Origin of the sequence: Turicibacter sp. GALT-G1 (assembly GCF_025594995.1) — a bacterium.
Lineage (GTDB): Bacteria > Bacillota_I > Bacilli_A > MOL361 > Turicibacteraceae > Turicibacter > Turicibacter bilis.
The window spans coordinates 1-20,646 of sequence record NZ_JAMQUS010000044.1 but is presented as its reverse complement, the minus strand read 5'-3'; the positions used below and the strand labels follow the sequence as shown (position 1 = coordinate 20,646).

Genomic DNA, 20,646 nt, shown 5'->3' with positions numbered 1-20,646 from the left:
CACTAAAGGATAAAGAGGTGAGAGTATGAGTATTCGTTTCATTGTGGGACGATCTGGGGTAGGAAAAACTCGTGTTATTTTAGATGAAATTAAACAGGCTTGTGACAGTGTACCACAAGGGGATCCTATCTATGTCATCGTTCCCGATCAGATGTCATTTCATATGGAGTATCAGTTACTGAAGCAAAGTGAGCATCCGAGTTTAATGCGTGTTCAAGGATTAAGTTTTAGCCGCTTTGCTTATCGTATTTTACAAGAAACTGGGGGATTAAGTCGTTATCATTTGGATCAAGTGGGACTGGCTATTTTACTTCAAAAAGTAATGAACGAAAAAAAGGAAGACTTAACAGTATTCCCGTTTTATGCAAACAAGCCCGGTTTTATCAATAAAGTCAGTGAAATGATTGCGGAGTTTAAAAACTATTGTGTTAGTCCATCGCAGTTATTTCAATGTGTGAATCAACCACATGAAGATCTAAATTGGTCATTACAATCAACGAAAAAAATTAATGACTTGGCGGTTTTATACGAAACATTTCAACAAGTCTCTTTTAATAAATATTTAATGAGTGAAGATTATTATACGCTTTTAAGTGAGCAAATTGCCAACAGCCAAACGGTGGCAAATAGTGATTTTTACGTCGATGGTTATCATATTTTTAATAAGCAAGAGGAATTAATTTTATTCCAACTCATGAAATATGCTAAATCAGTGACCGTTGTTTTAACACACGATTTAAACTCAGAAAGTCAAGTGTTTGAAATGTCAGGGCGTACACTCACTCGTTTACAAAATGGGGCAGAAGAACGAGGATTAACTTATGAAATATGTGAGTTAACCGCACATGAACAGTCTCGATTCTTTAAGGCAAGTGCACTAAATCACTTAGAGAAACATTTTTTACAAGTTCCACTTGTTCCCTCAAATGAAGAGGGGATTTCTTTCTTTACAGCTGCCAATCGTCGAATCGAAGTGGAGGAAGTCGCGAAACGAATTCATCACTTAGTTCATCATGATGGGTGTACTTATAGTGATATCGCCATTTATACAGGAGACGCGGCTGCTTATGATGAATTAATTGCGGCCATCTTTACGAAATTTGAAATTCCAATGTTCTTAGACTATAAAGAGTCTATGTTATACCATCCGTTAATGACGATGATTTATCATTTATTTGATGTTATCTTAAATCAATGGCGTCACGAATCGTTGTTTACGGTGATCAAGACCGGTTTGCTAATGAATGTCGAAGGATTTAAAAAAGGACAGTCTTTTTATGAGTTGTATCAAGCTTATCAACGACAAGTTGACTTATTAGAAAACTACTGCTTAGCTCGAAATCTAAAAAAATCAGATTGGCAAACATCAGAAGATTGGGTCTATGAACGTTATCAAGGTCTTGGACGTGGGTATGTTAAAACGGATGCCGACCTTGAATTAGAACAAAAAGTGAATCGAATTCGTAAAGAAGTCAGTACACTTATTTCTTCCTTTGAATCGAAGTTAAAGAAAGCTAAAACGTACAAGGATTATGCGATCGCTACGTTTAGTTTCCTAGAAGAGTGTCAAGTTCCACAAAAACTGGCATTATTCGAGGAAAGTGCTCAAGAGTTACAAGACTTGAAACTATATAAACAGCACGGTCAGGTTTGGAATCAATTGCTTTCTCTTTTTGAACAACTGGTTGAAATTGGTCAAGAAGAAGCCGTTAGCTTAGAAGACTTCGTGAATGTCTTTAAATCTGGGATTGAAGAGATGGCGTATGCAACTGTTCCACCACGTCTGGATCAAGTGGCGATTGGGGAGCTTCGTCGTGCCCGTTATCAACTCGTGAGTGATTTAACGACACCTGGACAATATGGCATTAAGCATGCCTTCGTCTTAGGAGTTAACGAAGGGCAAATTCCAAAATCGATGACGGAAAGTAGTTTATTAAGTGAAACAGAACGTGAATCATTGAAAGCATTTGGAATTGAACTAGCGCCAAGCCTTGTTCAAACGCAAATCGATGAGCAATTTATTTTATATACCGTGTTTACGTCACCAAAAGAATCATTAACGTTATCGTATGCAAGTAGTAACGATGAGGGAAAAGAATTTTTACCATCGTATATTTATGCGCATTTAAGAAGTTTATTCCCAGATGCTCCTGAAGATCATGTTGGACGTGAATGGGAAGAGGAAGTGTATGAGCATTTAACAACCCATTCACAAACGGTGGCTCATTTAATTGCGACGTTAAAGCAATATCCGAATCGTCGTTCTTACTATGAACCGTTATTAGATTATTATCAAGAAACGCAGCCTATTGTCTACCAAATGATCATGCAAATTTTAAATTATCAAAATGAAGTGACAAATTTAGATGCACAGATTACGAAGCAATTATACAGTGATGAAATTGTTGCTAGTGTTTCACGCTTAGAGCTATTTAACCAATGTGAGTTCGCTCATTATCTCCGTTATGGGTTAAAATTAAAAGAACGTGAACAATATAAGCTTGATTTACCGCATATTGGAGAGCTTTATCATGAGGCCTTAAAACGGATTGCGGAGTTGATTAAGAAAGAGAATCGTACCTTTGCGGATTTAACACCTGATGAATGTTTGACGTTATCAAAAATGGTATCCGATGAATTAAGTGAGCAATTATTATATAAAATTTTACGTCAAAGTAAACGAATGATGAAACTAACGGAACGTTTAACCCAAGTCGTCTATAAGACGTTACTTGGACTAAAATATCAAGGGAATCATAGTGCATTTAAGCCACTATTCTTTGAATTACCCTTTGATACGCAACAAACAACGGGAATTCACTTAAAATCACGCGAGTTACCTAATGGTTTTAAGTTATCGTTAAAGGGAATTATTGACCGTGTCGATGTGGCGAAAAATGAAAAAGGTGATCACGCGTATTTACGAATCATTGATTATAAATCGAGTGAAAAGGATTTAGAGCTTGATAAAGTGTATTATGGACTCAGTTTACAGTTACTGACGTATTTAGATATCGTTGTTTCAAATGCTCTACAGTTAATCGACATGCCAGCTGAGATTGGAGGATTATTATACTTCCATGTGCATCGCCCATTTATTAGTCATGATGTTGATGATTTATTACGGCAAGAAGCGTATGAACAAAAAGTTGAGCAAATGCAGCATGAAAAATATAAGATGAATGGTTATTTACCAGAAGATTATGAAGTCGTTCATTTAAGTGACCAGCGTTTAAGTGAGCAGTCAAAAAGTGATATTGTGCCGATTACACTCAAGAAAGATGGAAGCTTCTCAGCAAGAGGAAATGCAACGTTAACGGGGGAGTCATTACAGATGCTTCGTAGATACACAAATCAAATGATTGAGGAGTCAGCCACAAGAATTACGCAAGGCCAATTAAATATTAATCCAATGAAGTACGGAAAAAGTACAGCCTGTGATTATTGTCAGTATCGAGGAATCTGTCAATTTGATCCCGATTTCTTAGGAAACGAATCCCGACTGTTACCTAAAATGAAAGCTGATCTTGCGATGGAAGCGATGAAATGTAAATTAGAGGAAGGAGGAGACGGAGATGAGTAATATTCCTAAAAAGCCGGATGATACAATATGGAATGATGAACAATGGCAAGCTATCTATGAGAAAGGACATGATTTATTAATCTCTGCTGGAGCAGGGTCAGGAAAAACAGCCGTCTTAGTTGAACGAATAATTCAAAAAATTTTAATTGATCATATTAACATCGATGAATTACTCGTCTTAACCTTCACAGAAGCAGCAGCAGCTGAAATGAAGCAGCGTATCCGTGCTCGTATTGAGCAAGAACTTGCTAAACAACCAGGGAATTTAGTTCTTTCGGCTCAATTAAATAAAATTTCAGCAGCCAATATTTCGACCTTTCATGCCTTTTGTAATAAATTAATTCGTCGTTACTATTACTTACTTCAACTCGATCCAGTGTTCAAAATTGCAGATGACATTGAAGTGGGTATTTTACAAGATGATGTCATCGAAGAATTATTTGATGAACTGGCGGAAATTGAGGATGAGAATTACCTTTGTTTAAGTGAGAGCTTTAATAGTGATCGCGATGACGAGGCGTTAAAAACGATGTTACTGAAAGTTTATGAGTTGGCTCGTTCTAATCCACAGATGCATCAGTGGCTCATGAATTTACGCTCTTTATATGAGTGGGATGGACATGATTTACAGTCATGGCGCTATTATCAGGAAATTGGAAAACTAATTGCGCCTTCGATTGATGAAGCCCTTTTAGATTTAGAAAAGGCACGTGAATTTGCGAAAGATGCTGAAGTCATGGGAATTGATCATAAATATCGGACAGAAGTTTATGACCAAGACGTCGCTTATGCAACTCGTTTAAAAGAAAGCCAACAATCAGCTTATGCTGATTTGCGTGAAGCCTTTAAAAATACGAAATTAGCTACCTTCCCTCGTTTTAATGCAAAACAATATGATAAAGAAGCTCATGAACAGAGTAAAAATGCACGAGATGCTTTTAAAAAACGTTTAGGAAAACTTGAAGAGAAGTATTTCGTGTACTCTAATGAAACACATGCCCGCCATTTTAATGAAAGTGAACACTTAGTCATCGCATTATCAACGCTTGTGATGAAGTTTCATGAACGATTTCTGAAGGCGAAGCGTGAACGTCAGATGCTTGACTTCTCCGATTTAGAATGGAACACGCTTCACTTATTAGTTCAAGAGGATCAACCAACCGATGTTGCAAGGGATATTTATCATCAATTCAAAGAAATTATGATTGATGAGTATCAAGATACGAACTCGATGCAAGAATGTATCATTACCTCAATTGCAAAGGTTGCCCAGCCTGAAATTCCGATCTTCATGGTAGGAGATGTGAAGCAATCAATTTATCGCTTCCGTTTAGCAGAGCCGAGCATTTTTCAAGGTAAGTATCAAGCCTATTCAAGTAATAAAGAGGCCGGAAATAAAATCGACCTAATGAAAAACTATCGTTCACATCAACAAGTCATTGATGCGACGAACTTTATCTTTAAGCAACTCATGGATGAACCAGTTGGAGAAATTGAGTATGATGAAGCGGCCATGTTAAAGCTTGGAGTAACCGGTGAAAATAATGATGAATTTAACAAAAGTGAAGTGCATTTAATTGATAAAAAACAGTTTGATGAAGAGAGTGAAGCAGACTTAAATGCGATCGAAATTGAAGCCCATCATATTGCCCGTCTGATTTTACAGTGGGTAAATAATGGACAAGAAATTTATGATCGTAAAAAAGGATGTTATCGTCCTATTACGTATCAAGATATTGTGATTTTAATGCGTTCACTTGGTAGTGTGACGATTTTCCAAGATGTCTTCAGACTTTATAACATCCCACTCTTTACGGAACAAAATACCGATTTATTTGACTCGATTGAGATTATTAACTTAGTCTCTTGCTTAAAAGTCATTGATAATCCATATCAAGATATTCCACTCGTTGGTTTGATGCGTTCCCCACTATTCTTCTTCACTGAGCGTGAATTGTCATTGATTAAAGTGGCAACAAAAGCTAATTCATTTTATGATTTAGTTCTTTACTACCGACAGGCCGGAGAAGATGAACTGTTAAAACAAAAAGTGGCTCAATTTGTACAGACGATTGAACGTTGGCGTTTTGAATCAAAAACGACATCGTTATCTCAATTGATTATTCGTATTTATGAGCAGACCTTATACTATGAATTCGTTTTAGGACTCCCACATGGCTATTTACGAAAAGCGAATCTTGATGTCTTTGTTGATAAAGCGCGAATGTATGAAAATAGTACGAAAAAAGGATTGTATGGGTTTGTGAATTATATTGATCGTATGCAAGCACTTGGGAAGCATTTCGGAAAAGCAAAGACGGTGACAGCGAATGAAAATGTCGTTCGAATTATGTCGATTCATAAATCAAAAGGATTAGAATTCCCAGTTGTCTTTGTGTCACAAATTCATAAAACATTTAACCGTCAAGATGAATTAGGAAATTATCTCGTGCATAAAAAGTATGGGGTTGCTGTAAAATACATTGATCCTGTGCTTCGACTAAAGCAAAAGACGATTGCTCAAAGTGTGGTAGGGTCGATGATCCATAAAGAGATGTTAGCTGAAGAGATGCGTCTGTTATACGTAGCCATGACGCGTGCAAAATCAAAACTGATTTTTACGGGGGTCTTTGATACTGAAAAGAAATTGGCTTCAATGAATGAAGTGATTAAAGATTCATCTTGGTTACTACCATCAAGTCATCGTTTAAGTGCAAAAAATTATGCAGATTGGGTGATTCCGGCCGTCTTAAAGCATAAAGACTCAAAGGAAATCGTCGAAACGTGTTGTGAAGCGAAGCCGTTCTTCTTAGATGATCAAAGTTCATGGCGTTTACGTATCATTACCGAGCATGAGCAACTAGAAGAACAAGAAATTGAAAACCAACAGGTTGAAATGCAACCACCAGCTCTTGACTTTGAGAAGATTTTTGATCATTCATATGATTATCAACCGCTTGTTGAAATTAATGCGAAACAATCCGTCTCTCAACGAAAAGAAGAAGAAACCACCCCGATGTTTAAAGGGATTCCTGAAGTTAAGCCACAAGTCGCCTATGATCGTCCATCATTTATGAAAGAACAACAAGTGAGTGGACCAGAAGCGGGAACTGCACTACATCAATTCATGCAACACTTGCCGATAAGTCTCGATCATACGCTTGAGAGTTTGCAAGATATGAAAACTCGTGTGATAGAAAAAGAAATGATGACTGAGGCAATGGCTAATAAAATTGATTTACAACAAGTATTAGCTTTCACAAAGAACCCTCTTTATGAACAATTGACGAAAGCAATAAGTGTGAAAAAAGAGGTTCCATTCATGACGCTTGTTAAAGTTGCCGATCATGAACAATCTCAAATTTTATTACAAGGGGTTATCGATTTATTAGCAGAATTTGAGGATTACGTTTGGATTATTGATTATAAAACCGATTATGTTCGTGATTTTAATACTCAATATGAAGAGCTAAAAGATCGCTACGCGGTGCAGATGAAGTATTACTCAAAAGCCATTAAAGAAATTTATCCTACTAAAAAAGTAAGCTGTTATGTATACTTTTTAAAAGTTCAACAATATATTGTTTATGAATAGAAAAAAGCTGAATCCCAAAAGGGTTCAGCTTTTTTAATCATCAAATTTTACATTGTCTTTAATATAGGCTTTTGTTTTTAAATAGAGTGTACGCTCATGATAATCCACTTCGTTATGTTTAATCTTAATGCCTTCAATATAAGAAGCTAAGACGAGACCGAATAAAATCATGTAAGAAAGTGAAGAACTTCCCCCATAACTAACAAATGGTAATGTTACCCCTGTGATAGGAAGAAGACCAATCGTCATTCCAATATTTTCGATTTGTTGGAAGAATAACATACCAAAAATTCCAATACAAACATAACTGTTATAATGTCCACGGTTTAATGTGGCGGTATTTAAAATTTCATAATCAAATAAGCCGCATAAAATGACGGTAATTAACGTTCCAATGAGTCCAAAGTCCATCCCGATGACCGCAAAGATAAAATCGGTATGAGCCTCTGGGAAGTAGATTAACGAACTTTGGAATCCATTCCCAATTAAATTTCCAGAACCAATGGCTAATAGCCCTTTAGCAAGTTGCATTCCTTCATTTCCCATCGTTCCAAAGGGGTCAAACCAACCAGAGAAACGACTTAATTTATAAAGGTCAATCTTTAATGTTTCCGTTAGAAACTCAGGAAAGACGCCTACTAATAAAATAAATAAAGTAACGATAACCGCTACAAAGCCACCAACAGTTAAAATATAACGCCATTGAATACCGGATGCAAAAATCATCAGAGCAACGAAGAATAAAATAATCATCGTAATTCCTGAATCGGGTTGTTCAAAGATAAGGAAAGCTGGCGGTAAGACAGCTGCCATAATTTTAACTAACAAATGTAAATCTGTTTTAAATGTTCGTGTCAGATGTGGATATCGCTCATTATGCGTTTGAATAATATCAGCGACAACTAGCACAATTCCAATTTTCATAAATTCAGAGGGCTGGATGGTTCCAATACCGGGTAAATTATACCAAGAAACAGCGCCATTTGTTGCTTCTTTTACCAATGGAATGGGGATATGAAATTTTTTATAAATGAATAAACCTAATAAAGGAATCATCCAAAAACCATAAATCCACCAACGAAGGGCGCGAATTCGATCCACACCAATGATGACAACTAAAATAGCGACAAATGCACCTAGACTAACGAACATTAATTGCTTCGTCGCATAGTTAGCCGGAAGGTTAGGATAGTTGATTTTAGCAAGTGGAATGGCAGATTGGATAGCTACAATTCCAATTCCGATAATTAAAATCAAGTACACGATAATGGGATTATATAATAAAATCCGAAATTTATTTAAAATAGTTCTCAAGTTTATCACCTATCACATAAGGATAATTTTATTCTATCAGATAATCGTGGAATTGATAAGTAATTGAAGGGAAATGTTTTGATAAAATCAAATTCATTACTTTAAGTCTACTCTAGAATTAAAAAAAGCTGGTAGTGACTTCTGACGAGTGATTGCATAGATTATAGTATGACGAAGGTAAGGGAGGTTAGTTTAATGGCAAAATCATTTGAAAAAGAGCCACTTTTATTTGTTGATACAACGTATAAAGGATGTTTTGTGAACGAACAAAGCTTTTTTAAAACACCAACGCCAAAGCCAAAAGATATTGTAGCGGATAATTACGTTCATAATTTTGATCAGATGAGTGAAAGTAATTTTAAATCATTAATTCCATCCAATGTGACCATCCGTGAAGTTGTTGAAGAGCGACCAAGTATAGTGCCAACATCTCCATTAGTTGATGAGTCAGAAGCGATTGCTTCTTATGAAGAAGAGAGTTGTCCGTATGAAACTGTTAATATTTTAGTCGATTATGGAGAGCATCCACAAACATCATTCTTTAATGAAAAAGAGATAAATGCTTCAGATGAACAAGATACTTTGGTTGAAGAAGAAATTAGCCCCTTCTATGAAGAAGGTGTTCTGGCAGAAGAAAAGATGAGCGACTTATCTGAAGAAAACACTCTAGCTGAAGAAGATAGCCATTCGATTACAGAAGAAAGTGTTATTCATGAAGCAGAGGATAATGAGGTGATGATAAATGATGTCAATGAAAGTAATCAGGATGTTGTTCATGTTATGAATAGCGAAGGTGCTGAACAAAATGGTTCTGAATTGCAGTTAGATGAAAAACAACAAGAGATTTTAATGTTTATTCAAGATTTAACTAATCGACCTTCAATGATGAAAGCTCCAATTGTTCAAATTGTAAAAAAAGATGGAAGTTTAAAATCGGGAATGATTGAAATTGTAGATGATCGGCACATCACCATTGATAATTTGATGGACGACGTTGAAACTATTTCATTGGCAGACATTGAAGGAATTAGAATTTTACATTTATAAAAAGAAGCCAGTTAGTTGGCTTCTTTCACTTATTAAACTAATATTGACACCCTTTTAAGTTTAAATGAACGTCATCAAGACATTGAATAGCACTGATATCATCTAAATTAATGGTTACGCATGTTTGGGTAACTTTATAGAGTTTAGATGTAGAAGGTGAATATAAGTTTATTTCCTCATTATGATATGGACAAATTGGAATTAATAATCTTAAAACTGCACAATTCCCTTTGACTTCTTCAACTCGAAAAATGAGATGAGAGGCAGAAGTATTCTCTTCACAATAGATAATTTCAAATGGATCGCCATTTTTTAAATATAGAATAATTGGTCGAGTATTAGCTGTTGAACGATGTCCTAGAAATGGCTTATCACAGCGTGTACAAAGACTTTCCTTTTCTTTAGATTGGCATTGACGTTGTAATCGATCAATTAATTTTAATGTGTCTGCTATACAATTTTTCTCAACACAAGAAGGACTAGTTTCACAATGAATAGTATGATAATAACTACAACTCACACGGTTCACCCCCTTACACTTTATAATTTATGCTCACTGCGATAGGCCGTATAGTGAGTTTCCCTAAATATTAAAAAAAGAGGATTAATCCTCTTTTTTTAAATACAATCACAAATCTCTAATTTTAAGAATACATCATCTAAACACTGAATAGCAATAAAATCATTTAAGTTGACAGTGACACAAGAACGTGTCGGAATGAATTCTGACTCTGGATTATTTGAATTAAATTCATTAAGCATATCACGGTCATTCATACAACAAGTTCTTCTTGTTGTTAAAGCTCTTAAGGTAGCACAATTTCCATTAACATCTTCGACCCGAAAGACTGGAATTGGTTCATTTGGACTATCTGTTAATACGGCTAGTCTAAAGGGTTCACCATTTGGAAGATATAAAATAAATGGCCGTGTATTAGCCTTAGAAGTTTCGCCTAATACAGGCGTATTACAACGAGAGCAACCAATTTCAGTTGGAACAACCGCTTGTTGTAATCGATTAATGAATCTGACTGTGTCAGCTACACAATTTGCTGATCTATTTGCATTTGAGTTATTGTTTGTTGATGGAGTACTACATTCACAACTCATATTCTCACCTCCTAGATACACTACTAATTTATGCCTATTTCAGACAGATGTCTATTTAAAATCCCCAAATTTGATATTTAATTTATCTATTTTAATTGTTAAATTTTAGGTTTATTTTTTAAAAGATGGTACATACTAAACATGATGTGGAAAGGGGTGCTTGTTAGATGCAAAAAGTATTAGTTCCTATTGGTATTGTCGCTTTGCTTGGGTCAGGTCTATTATTTTACTCCTATATGATGAGTGATGAAATGGTGTTAAGACGACTTGGTTATGACCGAACACTGATTGAGAGCCTAATAAATGAACAACCTGATCTTGTTCAAGATTTAATCGAGGATGATCGAAAAAGCGAAGATATTGTAGATTATCTAACGATTAAAGGATTTAATTATGATTGTTATGACGCTTATGTGAAGTTAGCGGAGTATTATCCAACTCTTGAATCGAGTGAAGTGGTTTATTTAGCGACATTTTTAGATCATGTCTTTTTTCCAACTTTGCTTCAGCAAGGATATGAAGAGGAGACCATAAAGGCCTGGTTCTCTGATCCTGATTTTAATACGTATGTGGAATCAGTTGATATCGTAGCGTTAAATCGTCTATTAAACTATGCTAAAGAAACAGAAAGTGATTTGATGACTTTATTTAGTTATGTTAATTATGAAAAGCAAAATCCATATTTAAAACTTGATGAAGTTATCTCAGCTATTGATGAATATCAAACGGTTGTGCTACCCAATTTAAAATCTAAAGGGTATGAATCACAAGAAGTTGAGGCATTGTTTTATCAATTTGGCTTATCAGATTTGAAATCATTAATGGAAACGACTTTAAATCCAGATCAAGCTTTTGAGTTGATGGCGGCAAGTAGCTTTGATTCTTCAAGTTTTGCCATCTACGATGAAGTGTTAAGTCAAGATGAAAATTATTCGGTGACTTATGCATTGCAATATGCTAAGTATCCGAACGTAAAATCTAAATTTTATCAAGACATCGTTGAAACACCAAATACGAACAGCTTACTTGTTTTAGTGAATCAAAATTATCGTTTAGATGAATTTTATGCACCGACAGATTTTGTTCCTGTGGAGGTACCAGTCACACCGTATTCTCAAGTGAATACGAATTATTTACGTCGTGACGCTGCTGATGCGACGGAATTATTATTTTCTAAAGCTCAAGAAGCGGGATATGAATTAACACTAAGAACAGGTTATATTTCGTATAGTGTGCAGAAGAGTTTATACAATCAAGACGTCTATGAAATGGGACTTGAGTATGCTGATAAATTCAATAGTCGACCAGGACATAGTGAACATCAAACCGGACTAGCCATTGACATCACGACTCCATCGATTAATAACGAGCTATCACTAGAGTTTGCTGATACTGAGGAAGGAAAATGGGTATTAGCACATGCGCATGAGTATGGATTTATTATTCGTTATCCCGAAAATCGTGAATCAGAAGTTGGCTATTTCTATGAACCGTATCATCTTCGTTATGTTGGAGTTGAAGTAGCAACTGAAATTTTTGAAAACAATTGGACGTTAGAAGACTATATTTTAAACTATGGTTTATTAGATGCCGTATCAGATGAAGTTCAGACTCCAGAAGAAGGGACAATAGAGCAAGAGCCTTCACATTCAGACTCTTCTCTAGAGGACTCTAATGAGGCGGATGATATAGATGAAGAGGAATCGACTGATCACCTTGATGAATCAGATCAAGAAGCGTTGTCCGATAAAAGTAATGCTAGTCAGTCTGATTCAATGGATTCTGAATTAAACGAAGATTCCTCTATGGATGGGTCGTCATCAGATGAGGATAGACAACAAGCGATTCAAGAAAATAGGGAATTAAGTGATCAAGAAAAATATCAATTATAGTTTGATTCATCCCCAGTTTAAAGTGCAGATTTGCACTTTTTTTATTTCCAATTTAACTGAAAAAAATGTCGGGAAATTGTTTGTCGATAATTAGAGGGTAGAAAAAGTTGTCGGGAAATAGTTTAAAAGGATTGTCGAAATGTTCGGAAATAAGGTGGATTTGTCAGAAAAATAAAAAAAAGCTAGCGAGGTTTGCGAGAGGCAACGAAAGCTAGCTTTTTAAATAAAAAATGTAATGAATGAGCATGATTGTTGAAGAGATAGTCATATATTTTAAAAGAGGTATTTATACACAAATAAGGAGGACGTCATAAGATGAAATCTATAAAAATCTGTGTCGGGAGTTCCTGTCATTTAAAAGGATCGTATGAGGTGATTCAACTGTTACAACAACTTATTAAATACGCGGGTTTAGAAACATGTATTGAACTAAGAGCTGCGTTTTGTTTAGGTCATTGTACAGAGGCTGTTTCATTGGTGTTACCAACGGGGGAAGTGATAGGTGTATCACCGGATCAAGTTCAACATATTTTTAAGTCTGTTATTCTTCCTCTTGTAATGGAGGAAGAGTAAGATGAGTGTGATTAATTTTGAGTCAACTAATTGTAAGAACTGTTATGCCTGTGTGAGAGCATGTCCTGTTCAATCAATTAAAATAAAAGATGAGCAAGCTATCATTATGGAAGATCGTTGTATTGCATGTGGATTATGTTTAAAGGCTTGTCCTAAAAATGTAAAAAAGGTTGAAACGGAACTTGAGAAAGTTAAGTCTTATTTGAATAAGGGGGAAAAGGTCGCTATTTCTTTAGCACCGACTTGTTTTGGTGTATTTGATGTTTCAGCCCAAAAGATTTGTGGTGCATTAAAGAAGTTAGGTTGTTTTTATGTTGAGGAAACAGCTGTCGGTGCCTTAGCGGTCACCAATGCTTATCAAAAGATTCAAGAGGAAATGGAAGAGACTTGTTGTATTACAAGTTGCTGCGCTTCAGTTAACTTATTGATTGAAAAACATTTTCCTAAGCTCATTCCATTACTTATTCCTGTTTTAACTCCATTAATGGTGCATGCTAGATTATTAAAACAAAAATATGGTCATGAAACGAAGGTGGTTTTTATTGGTCCATGTCTAGCAAAAAAGATTGAAGGAGAAGAAGATGAGTTTATTGATGCGGTCCTTACAATCGAGGAGCTCATTCAGTGGATTTCTGAAGAACATCTCGATTTTGATCAAGTTGAATCGATGAACTTAGATGCCACGGAACAAAGTCAACGAACGTATCCTATAGTTGGGGGAATGAGTAGTTGCTTTACTAAACGAAAGAAAAACATTGAGATTGTTCCAGTAGATGGCATTGAAGATTGTATTAAAGTCTTAGAAGGAATTGAGCGTAGAGAATTTGAAAATTGTTTTTTTGAGATGAGTGCTTGCCACCATAGTTGTATCGGAGGACCTGCGATTGGTGATAAGGAAGTTAATATTTTCAAACGTAAAATGAGAATTAAAAAATATCGGGAACTTAATGATCCAAATCAAATTCCTGCTTCACAAACCTACCCGCTTCACGTTAACGTAGGTCGAATATTTAAAAATAAATATGCCCCCATCCTTCAGCCAAGTGAAAAAGAAATTGAACAGATCTTAAATCATATAGGCAAATATTCATCTGCTGATGAGCTGAATTGTGGTTCGTGCGGGTATAAAACATGTCGGCAGAAGGCGATTGCTGTTTATAATCATATGGCTGAACCATCAATGTGCTTACCTTATATGAAGCATAAGGCAGAGACATACTCACATGTTATTTTTGATGTGACGCCAAGCATTATTTTAGTAGTTAATCATGAATTAACGATTGTTGATATGAACCCGGCCGCACAACGTTTTTTTGATATTACGAAAGATCAAGCGATTGAGCTGCCCATTTCCGTCTTTTTAGAGGAGGAGCCTTTTTTAGAAGTGATGGAGTCGAAACAAGATTTAGTAGGGTTACGTTTGACACTTAATAATAATCAAACAACCGTAATTGAGAGTATTATTCGAATCGAGCACCAAGAGGTAATGCTTTGTATTTTACATGATTTAACTGAAGAAATTCGTCATGAAGAACATTTACAGCGGTTAAAAATTAATGCGATTGATATGGCTCAACAAGTCATTAATAAACAGATGATTGTAGCACAAGAAATCGCTAGCTTACTAGGAGAGACAACAGCTGAGACGAAAGTAACCTTAACCCGACTAAAAGAATTAATCCAAGAAAATGAGGTATAAGTGATGAATTACTTTGTCGATTTTGCTTGTCGTAGTTTAAATAAGGTAGGAGAAGAACTTTGTGGAGATAAAGTTGAATTTTTTCGAACGACTGATTGTGTGATTGCAGTTTTATCGGATGGACTAGGAAGTGGAGTTAAAGCAAATATTCTAGCAACGTTGAGTTCAAAAATTGCAATTACGATGCTTAAAGCGGGACTTTCGATTGATGAGGTGGTTGATACAATGGTTCATACCCTCCCGGTTTGTCAAGTGAGAAAGCTTGCCTATTCCACCTTAACCATCGTTAAAATTGACGTCTCTGATAATGTCTATGTGGTAGAGATCGATAATCCTAGTGTGTTTTTTATTCGAGATGGAGGGGTAAAACCTTTAGAAAGTACAGAGCGTTGTATTAATGGGCGAACAATTAAAGAAAGTCAATTTGTTTTACAAGAAGGCGATACACTGGTGTTAACAAGTGATGGTGTGATTCATGCGGGCGTTGGGACGGTTTTAAATTTAGGATGGAGTTGGCCAGAAGTGTCTTGTTTTTTACAGTCAGTCATTGATGAAGAAAAGACAGCTCGTGAAATCACGAATTTATTGCTTGACGTGTGTTCTGATTTATATGTCGGTCAACCGGGGGATGACACAACGGTGGCGACTTTAAAAGTTATGAAACCCAAATGGGCAACCTTATTTGCTGGGCCGCCACAGGTGAAATTAGAAGATCAACAGGTTGTCAAAACACTCATGAAAAGTAGCGGGAAGAAAATTATTTGTGGAGGAACAGCCGCTAATATTGTGGCACGAGAAATTGGTGAAGAGATACAGACGATTTTTGATTATATTGATCCACGTTTTCCACCGATTGCTTCCATTCGTGGGATTGATTTAGTCACAGAGGGCGTATTGACGATTAAAGGAGCCGTCGAGATTTTAAAAGATGTGCAAATGAATTCGAGATTTGAAAAACTTGAAGAAGGACATGGAGCAGCACGTTTAGCGAAGTTATTGTATGAGGAATGTACGCATATTCAATTACTGATTGGTAGGGCCATTAATGCGGCTCATCAAAATCCTGATTTTCCTAAAGAATTGAGCATTAAATTACGAGTTATTGAGGAGCTAGAAGAAATTTTAATTAAAGTTGGAAAAGTTGTTCATATTCAATATTTTTAAAGCAAAAGGCATCCTCGATTAGTGAGGATGCCTTTTATGATGAGGTTAAAATTTTTAAAAACTCGTCTTCATTTAAAAAGAGGATTTCTTGACCATGATACACTAGTTGAATGGCTTTTTTTAGTTTTGTGCTCATTTCATCAGCAGAGAGTTCATAAATGTTTTTAATCCCTGTCACAATAATGTTTGTCTTTTTCGTAACTGAGCTGCCTACCGTTCCACCTAATTGGCCGATTAAAGCAATCGCTTCTGTGCGTGAGAGTGATTGAAGAGGACCAGTAAAGACGACTGTTTTGTGCTTGAAAAAGTCTGTTTGACTATTAAACAACGGTGAGGTAATTCGTTGGAATTGACGGTTAGAAGTTAAGGTCGAATGCCCTTTTTTGGGTGCTTGATAACCTTTATCATACACTTTTCCGGGTTTAATTCCAACTTGATCAAACACGTCGTGAATCGTTAAGGAATTAAGCTCATCTTTAACTTTTAATAAAATATTTGCGCAGGCAAACGCATCGGCGCCCGCATGATGGTGATTAAATTCAAGTCCTAAGTAATGATTAACAGTATTTAGTTTGGCATTTTCAAGCATAGGAAAGAAGTTTTTTGCTAAGAGCATCGTACAGCCATAGTCAAATGATGGATAAGGAAGGCTATAGGCGTCTAAGGTCGCACGTAAAACACTGATATCAAAGGATGCATTGTGAGCAATGACAAAGTTATTTCTAAAGTAAGGTTCAAGTTCAGGCCAAAGAGCATCAAATTCTTTTGCATTTTTCACATCATGAGCTCTTAATCCGTGAATCCATGTATTCATCGGACTAAATCTTAACTCCTTAGGTTTGATTAAATAATATAATTCATCAACGACTTGTCCATTTTTGACAATCGTCATCCCGAGTGAACAAGCACTCGCACGTTTTTCATTTGCTGTTTCAAAGTCGATAGCGATAAAATTCATGACGAAGCCCCCTATATAATGATTGTATTCACTATTATAACTGTCAAATGGTTTTCTGTTAAGGGTTAGAAGCAAAAGTACAGAAACTGACAACCATAGAGACTACCATCAGATTTAATGAAAAAAGAATCATCGAAATATGATGAATGTGTCGTTGATTTACAAAAAGTGACCAATTTCTATTTTTAAAGTTTGCTAGAATAATGACGAAGCCCCGCTCATATATTGGGTAGCAGTGACTACATATGAGGGGGCGGTTGCTTTGAATAAAGAAGTTCAAATAAGTGTTCAAAGTTTAGGAAGAAAGCAACTACGTTTAACACCACAACTAACTAGGACATGCTATTTTTATAAGATTGGAAACCATCAAAAAAGAAATAATCTATTGCATACAGTTTTATTAATTGACGGCTCAGCAAGTATGCTTCCTTATTTAGAAGACCTCAAGCAGATTGTTCATGAAACCATTCATCAATTAAATGTATCCCATAAACTTTCCATTTTACTGTTTGGGAATGAATTTGAAGACGATTGGCTTGTCAATCAAGAGTTTATTATAGATAAAGATCTACTTACTGAAGAGTTACACAAGCGTCTAGAAGAACGATGTGGTGATGAATGGACGGTGTTATCGTCTGCCCTTGAAACCACATTTGCCATGTTAACGAAACAAAAGGATAAGGAAGAAATCCAGCTCATTGTGGTAACAGACGGTCATCTTTATCCATCCAGTCATTCCATTGTCGTGGAGCAATCGAGATGTTATGGTTGGATGCTTGATTTGGCGAAGCAACACGTCATGACGCATATTGTAGGGATAGGAACATATAACTTAAATTTTTTAACTTGGTTAGCTACGACAAGTCGGACAGGTGATTTTTATCCTTATCAAAACTTAAAGACATATCGAACTCATTTCAAGCAATGGAAAAGTTCACTAAAAAAAGGCGCTCATCAGGAAATCTGTCTATTTAATAAGGACTATTTTCTCATGGCCCAAACGTTACATCTTCATCAGCCTAAACAGTTATTGACGCTTCCTCAACTCGTGGTGACCTTTGATGAAACGTTAAAACTTGAACAACAAGAAGTTCCAGCGTCAGCTGATGAAGTTTCAAAGGAGATTGAACAACACTTTAAGCTTGCTTATGGCTACTATCTTATCAAGCAACGTCAGATTGATGATGCCTCTTTTTTACTTCAAGAGACAGAGCTTTTCCCAATCATCCATCAAGGATATTCCATCAATGAAATAAGTCGAAGTTTAGCATCGATTAATCAAGCCCGATACACACCGCAGGCATTAAGAGTGCAATCGTTTATTCCATTATCGGTGTTTGAATTGATTCAAATGATTTTAGACGATTCCTTCTCTCAGCTTTATTATAAAAATGAAGCTCGATTTCCCATTAAACAAGACGATGGTCGGGTGACCTTTACGGCACATGATAAGCTATATTTTCCAATTATTCAAGTTCGAGCTAGTACGACCAAACAAAATGTGACGTTCACGGTAAAAGTCGAAGGTGTTGCGAAGCAAAATCAAACGGACTTGAAGTTAGATTGTTATATTTTTCGGGAATATTTTTTAATTGAAGGTGGAAATTTAAAGTTACAAACGTTAGCGTGCCGGTTATCACCGACACTCAGAAAGCGATTCGTAGCATTAAAGCTCATTTCAGGGCAACTCAATCATGAATCTGAAATTGATTTAATTGATTTATCACGATTAAAGTTAACTCATTTTCAATGTTTTTCATCTGATATTAGTCAAATGATGGCTCAACAATTATATGAACTCGAACAATTAACCTTGAGACAACAAGTCTTAAAAACACTTATTTCAACGAATCAATCGACGTTTAGATTAGACAAGCATCAAATAGATGAATCGATTAATCGCATCCGGAGTCAGTATCATGTGAGTCCGTCAGGATTATTTATTCCAAGGGTGAAATCAAACGCATTAGCGAAACGGGATGCTTATGATGAGAGCTTCACCAAATGGTCAATAGAAAATTTTCCAAAACAGAGTGAATGGCAACGACTCTATGAAAATATTCAACAACAAGTGCTGATGAGTCAAGAGAATCCTCTTCAGTTATTATATACACGGTTAAATGAGACGAAAAAGCAACGATTAATACTTCAAAATAAAATCTACTTATTAAGAATCCAGTCTCAGTTATGTGGGCAACCTATTTTTTATTGGGATGAGGTATATGAGAGAGAAGTGAAAAAACAAGGTCAACACACGCACCTAACAACTGGGAAAATGCTGACTTCAAAACAAAAAATTGGTGAAATTGTCGTCTGTGAGAATAAATATTACATTCACTCGACAACCTAAGAAGAGACACTAAAATCATTAACAAAGGAGGTATATAGGAGATGGAGATGAATCAAGGACGAATCATTCGCTTAATCATTGCTTTTTTAAATACGGTGTTTATCTTATCGTTCGTTGCATATAAGATGTTGGAATTTCAAGATGCGAAAGCGTTAGTGTTAGCGTATGAAGACATCGCCTTACCAAATATCTTTATTAATGATTTAGACGTGTCGAACTTAAATCGAGATGAGATTAAAGCGATGATTGATGATCAAATAAAGCAGTATAAAGAACGGAAAATCATCGTTCATGTTGGAGAAAAAGATTTTGAAACAACGTTATCACAGTTTAATCCGACGGTTAATCAAGAGATCGACCAGTTAGTTGATGAAATTATTGCGATTGGAAAAGATTTAGAACTAATGGAACAGGTCTCTCAAATCAAAGAGCCGATGCGTTATGAATTTACGGTCGGCTATACTTATGATCATGATGAAGTTGAAAAATGGGCGCGAATGATCGAGAAAGAGGTTTATGTTGAAAAAGTGGAACCGAAATTCGAAATGGCTGGTTACGGAATCTTAAAATTAAATGAAGGTCAAGATGGTCAACTCATTTTGACCGAAGAATTAAGGGATATGTTAATTGAGGAACTGGATATAAGTTCTATGGATCCGATTGAGGTTGAGGCAAATGTGATGACTGATCCTCGTGAACGAGATATTGAGCAGTTAAAAATGATCAACACTAAGATTTCCTCTTATTCGACAGATTATCCAACAGGAATTCCTCGTGCTAAAAATGTTGAGCTAGCCGCATCTAAAATCAATCATACGATTTTGATGCCGGGTGAACAGTTTTCTTATGCAGAAAAGGTGTCCCCGGTTGATGGCGCGCATGGTTATGTGAATGCAACGATTTTTTTAAATGGGAGAGCTGTTCCTGGAGTTGGAGGGGGAATCTGCCAAGTCTCTTCAACCCTTTATAATGCTCAACTTAAGGCAGGTATTATCGCCACTGAGCGACGCAATCATAGTTTGCCAGTTAGTTATGTTCCACTCGGTCAAGATGCCACGATGGCGGATAATGCGATTGATTTAAAGTTCATTAACACGCTAGAATATCCAATCTACATTCATACTTATGCGCAATATGGAAGCCTAACGGTTGAAATTTGGTCGAATTCCGAAGCGCTACATGGCATTACTTATCGTCCTAAAACGATCATCTATGATGGCGGGCTAAAGGCAGATACGACGCTTTATGGCTATAATGCTGATGGGGAAGTGGTCTACGAACAGTTTTTACATACGAGTGTTTATAAAAAGAAAACTCATTAAAAAAGGATTCCATCAAGGAATCCTTTTTATGTGCGCCCG

13 protein-coding genes are annotated in these 20,646 nt (G+C 36.0%); 9 read left to right on the top strand and 4 right to left on the bottom strand.

The genetic code is table 11. From position 1 onward, the window contains the following. Positions 1–25 precede the first annotated feature (25 nt). On the top strand, positions 26–3,583 hold the full coding sequence (gene addB, locus NEH74_RS07880; protein WP_212724581.1) for a helicase-exonuclease AddAB subunit AddB: 3,558 nt from the start codon (positions 26–28) through the stop codon (positions 3,581–3,583). Continuing rightward, positions 3,576–7,178 carry a helicase-exonuclease AddAB subunit AddA gene (addA, locus tag NEH74_RS07875; protein ID WP_055274797.1) on the top strand — a complete coding sequence of 1,201 codons (3,603 nt, stop codon included), beginning with the start codon at positions 3,576–3,578 and terminating at the stop codon, positions 7,176–7,178. The genes addB and addA overlap by 8 nt, the downstream gene beginning before the upstream one ends. A gap of 33 nt (positions 7,179–7,211) precedes the next feature. On the opposite strand, the gene NEH74_RS07870 is transcribed toward addA, so the two are convergent. Beyond that, positions 7,212–8,492 (bottom strand): FtsW/RodA/SpoVE family cell cycle protein, encoded by a 1,281-nt coding sequence (locus NEH74_RS07870; protein ID WP_055305523.1) that lies wholly within the window; start codon positions 8,490–8,492, stop codon positions 7,212–7,214. A gap of 195 nt (positions 8,493–8,687) precedes the next feature. Here NEH74_RS07870 and NEH74_RS07865 point away from each other — a divergent pair, with 195 nt between their 5' ends. Next, positions 8,688–9,539, top strand: coding sequence for a hypothetical protein (locus tag NEH74_RS07865; RefSeq protein ID WP_055242071.1), 852 nt, complete (start codon positions 8,688–8,690; stop codon positions 9,537–9,539). Between the two features lie 37 nt (positions 9,540–9,576). Here the strand turns inward: NEH74_RS07865 and NEH74_RS07860 are convergent, their stop codons facing one another. Both NEH74_RS07860 and NEH74_RS07855 read right to left on the bottom strand, forming a co-directional pair. Beyond that, complete coding sequence (locus NEH74_RS07860; RefSeq protein ID WP_055242073.1) at positions 9,577–10,059, bottom strand: CotY/CotZ family spore coat protein; 483 nt, start codon at positions 10,057–10,059, stop codon at positions 9,577–9,579. A 98-nt stretch (positions 10,060–10,157) separates the two neighbouring features. After that, on the bottom strand, positions 10,158–10,649 hold the full coding sequence (locus tag NEH74_RS07855) for a CotY/CotZ family spore coat protein (protein ID WP_055242075.1): 492 nt from the start codon (positions 10,647–10,649) through the stop codon (positions 10,158–10,160). Positions 10,650–10,816: 167 nt separating this feature from the next. Here NEH74_RS07855 and NEH74_RS07850 point away from each other — a divergent pair, with 167 nt between their 5' ends. The 4 genes from NEH74_RS07850 to NEH74_RS07835 all read left to right on the top strand — a co-directional run bounded on the left by NEH74_RS07850 (position 10,817) and on the right by NEH74_RS07835 (position 15,977). Then, positions 10,817–12,541, top strand: a complete 1,725-nt coding sequence (locus NEH74_RS07850) for a D-alanyl-D-alanine carboxypeptidase family protein (protein WP_262941259.1) — start codon at positions 10,817–10,819, stop codon at positions 12,539–12,541. A gap of 315 nt (positions 12,542–12,856) precedes the next feature. Next, a complete protein-coding gene (locus NEH74_RS07845; protein ID WP_212724584.1) occupies positions 12,857–13,114 on the top strand; it encodes a (2Fe-2S) ferredoxin domain-containing protein in 258 nt (85 codons plus the stop codon). Position 13,115: 1 nt separating this feature from the next. Next, on the top strand, positions 13,116–14,813 hold the full coding sequence (locus tag NEH74_RS07840) for a [Fe-Fe] hydrogenase large subunit C-terminal domain-containing protein (protein ID WP_055242078.1): 1,698 nt from the start codon (positions 13,116–13,118) through the stop codon (positions 14,811–14,813). Positions 14,814–14,816: 3 nt separating this feature from the next. After that, entirely contained in the window at positions 14,817–15,977 is a 1,161-nt protein-coding gene (locus NEH74_RS07835) for a serine/threonine-protein phosphatase (RefSeq protein WP_262941258.1), read from the top strand. Between the two features lie 34 nt (positions 15,978–16,011). Here NEH74_RS07835 and NEH74_RS07830 read toward each other — a convergent pair whose 3' ends face one another. Then, on the bottom strand, positions 16,012–16,935 hold the full coding sequence (locus NEH74_RS07830; protein WP_055242082.1) for an exonuclease domain-containing protein: 924 nt from the start codon (positions 16,933–16,935) through the stop codon (positions 16,012–16,014). 262 nt (positions 16,936–17,197) lie between these two features. Here NEH74_RS07830 and NEH74_RS07825 point away from each other — a divergent pair, with 262 nt between their 5' ends. Together NEH74_RS07825 and NEH74_RS07820 are read left to right on the top strand one after the other, a co-directional pair. Then, the gene (locus NEH74_RS07825) at positions 17,198–19,285 is read left to right on the top strand and encodes a vWA domain-containing protein (RefSeq protein WP_055305526.1); all 2,088 of its coding nucleotides are present in this window, start codon (positions 17,198–17,200) and stop codon (positions 19,283–19,285) included. Between the two features lie 41 nt (positions 19,286–19,326). Beyond that, a complete protein-coding gene (locus tag NEH74_RS07820; RefSeq protein WP_055305527.1) occupies positions 19,327–20,607 on the top strand; it encodes a VanW family protein in 1,281 nt (426 codons plus the stop codon). Positions 20,608–20,646: the final 39 nt, after the last annotated feature.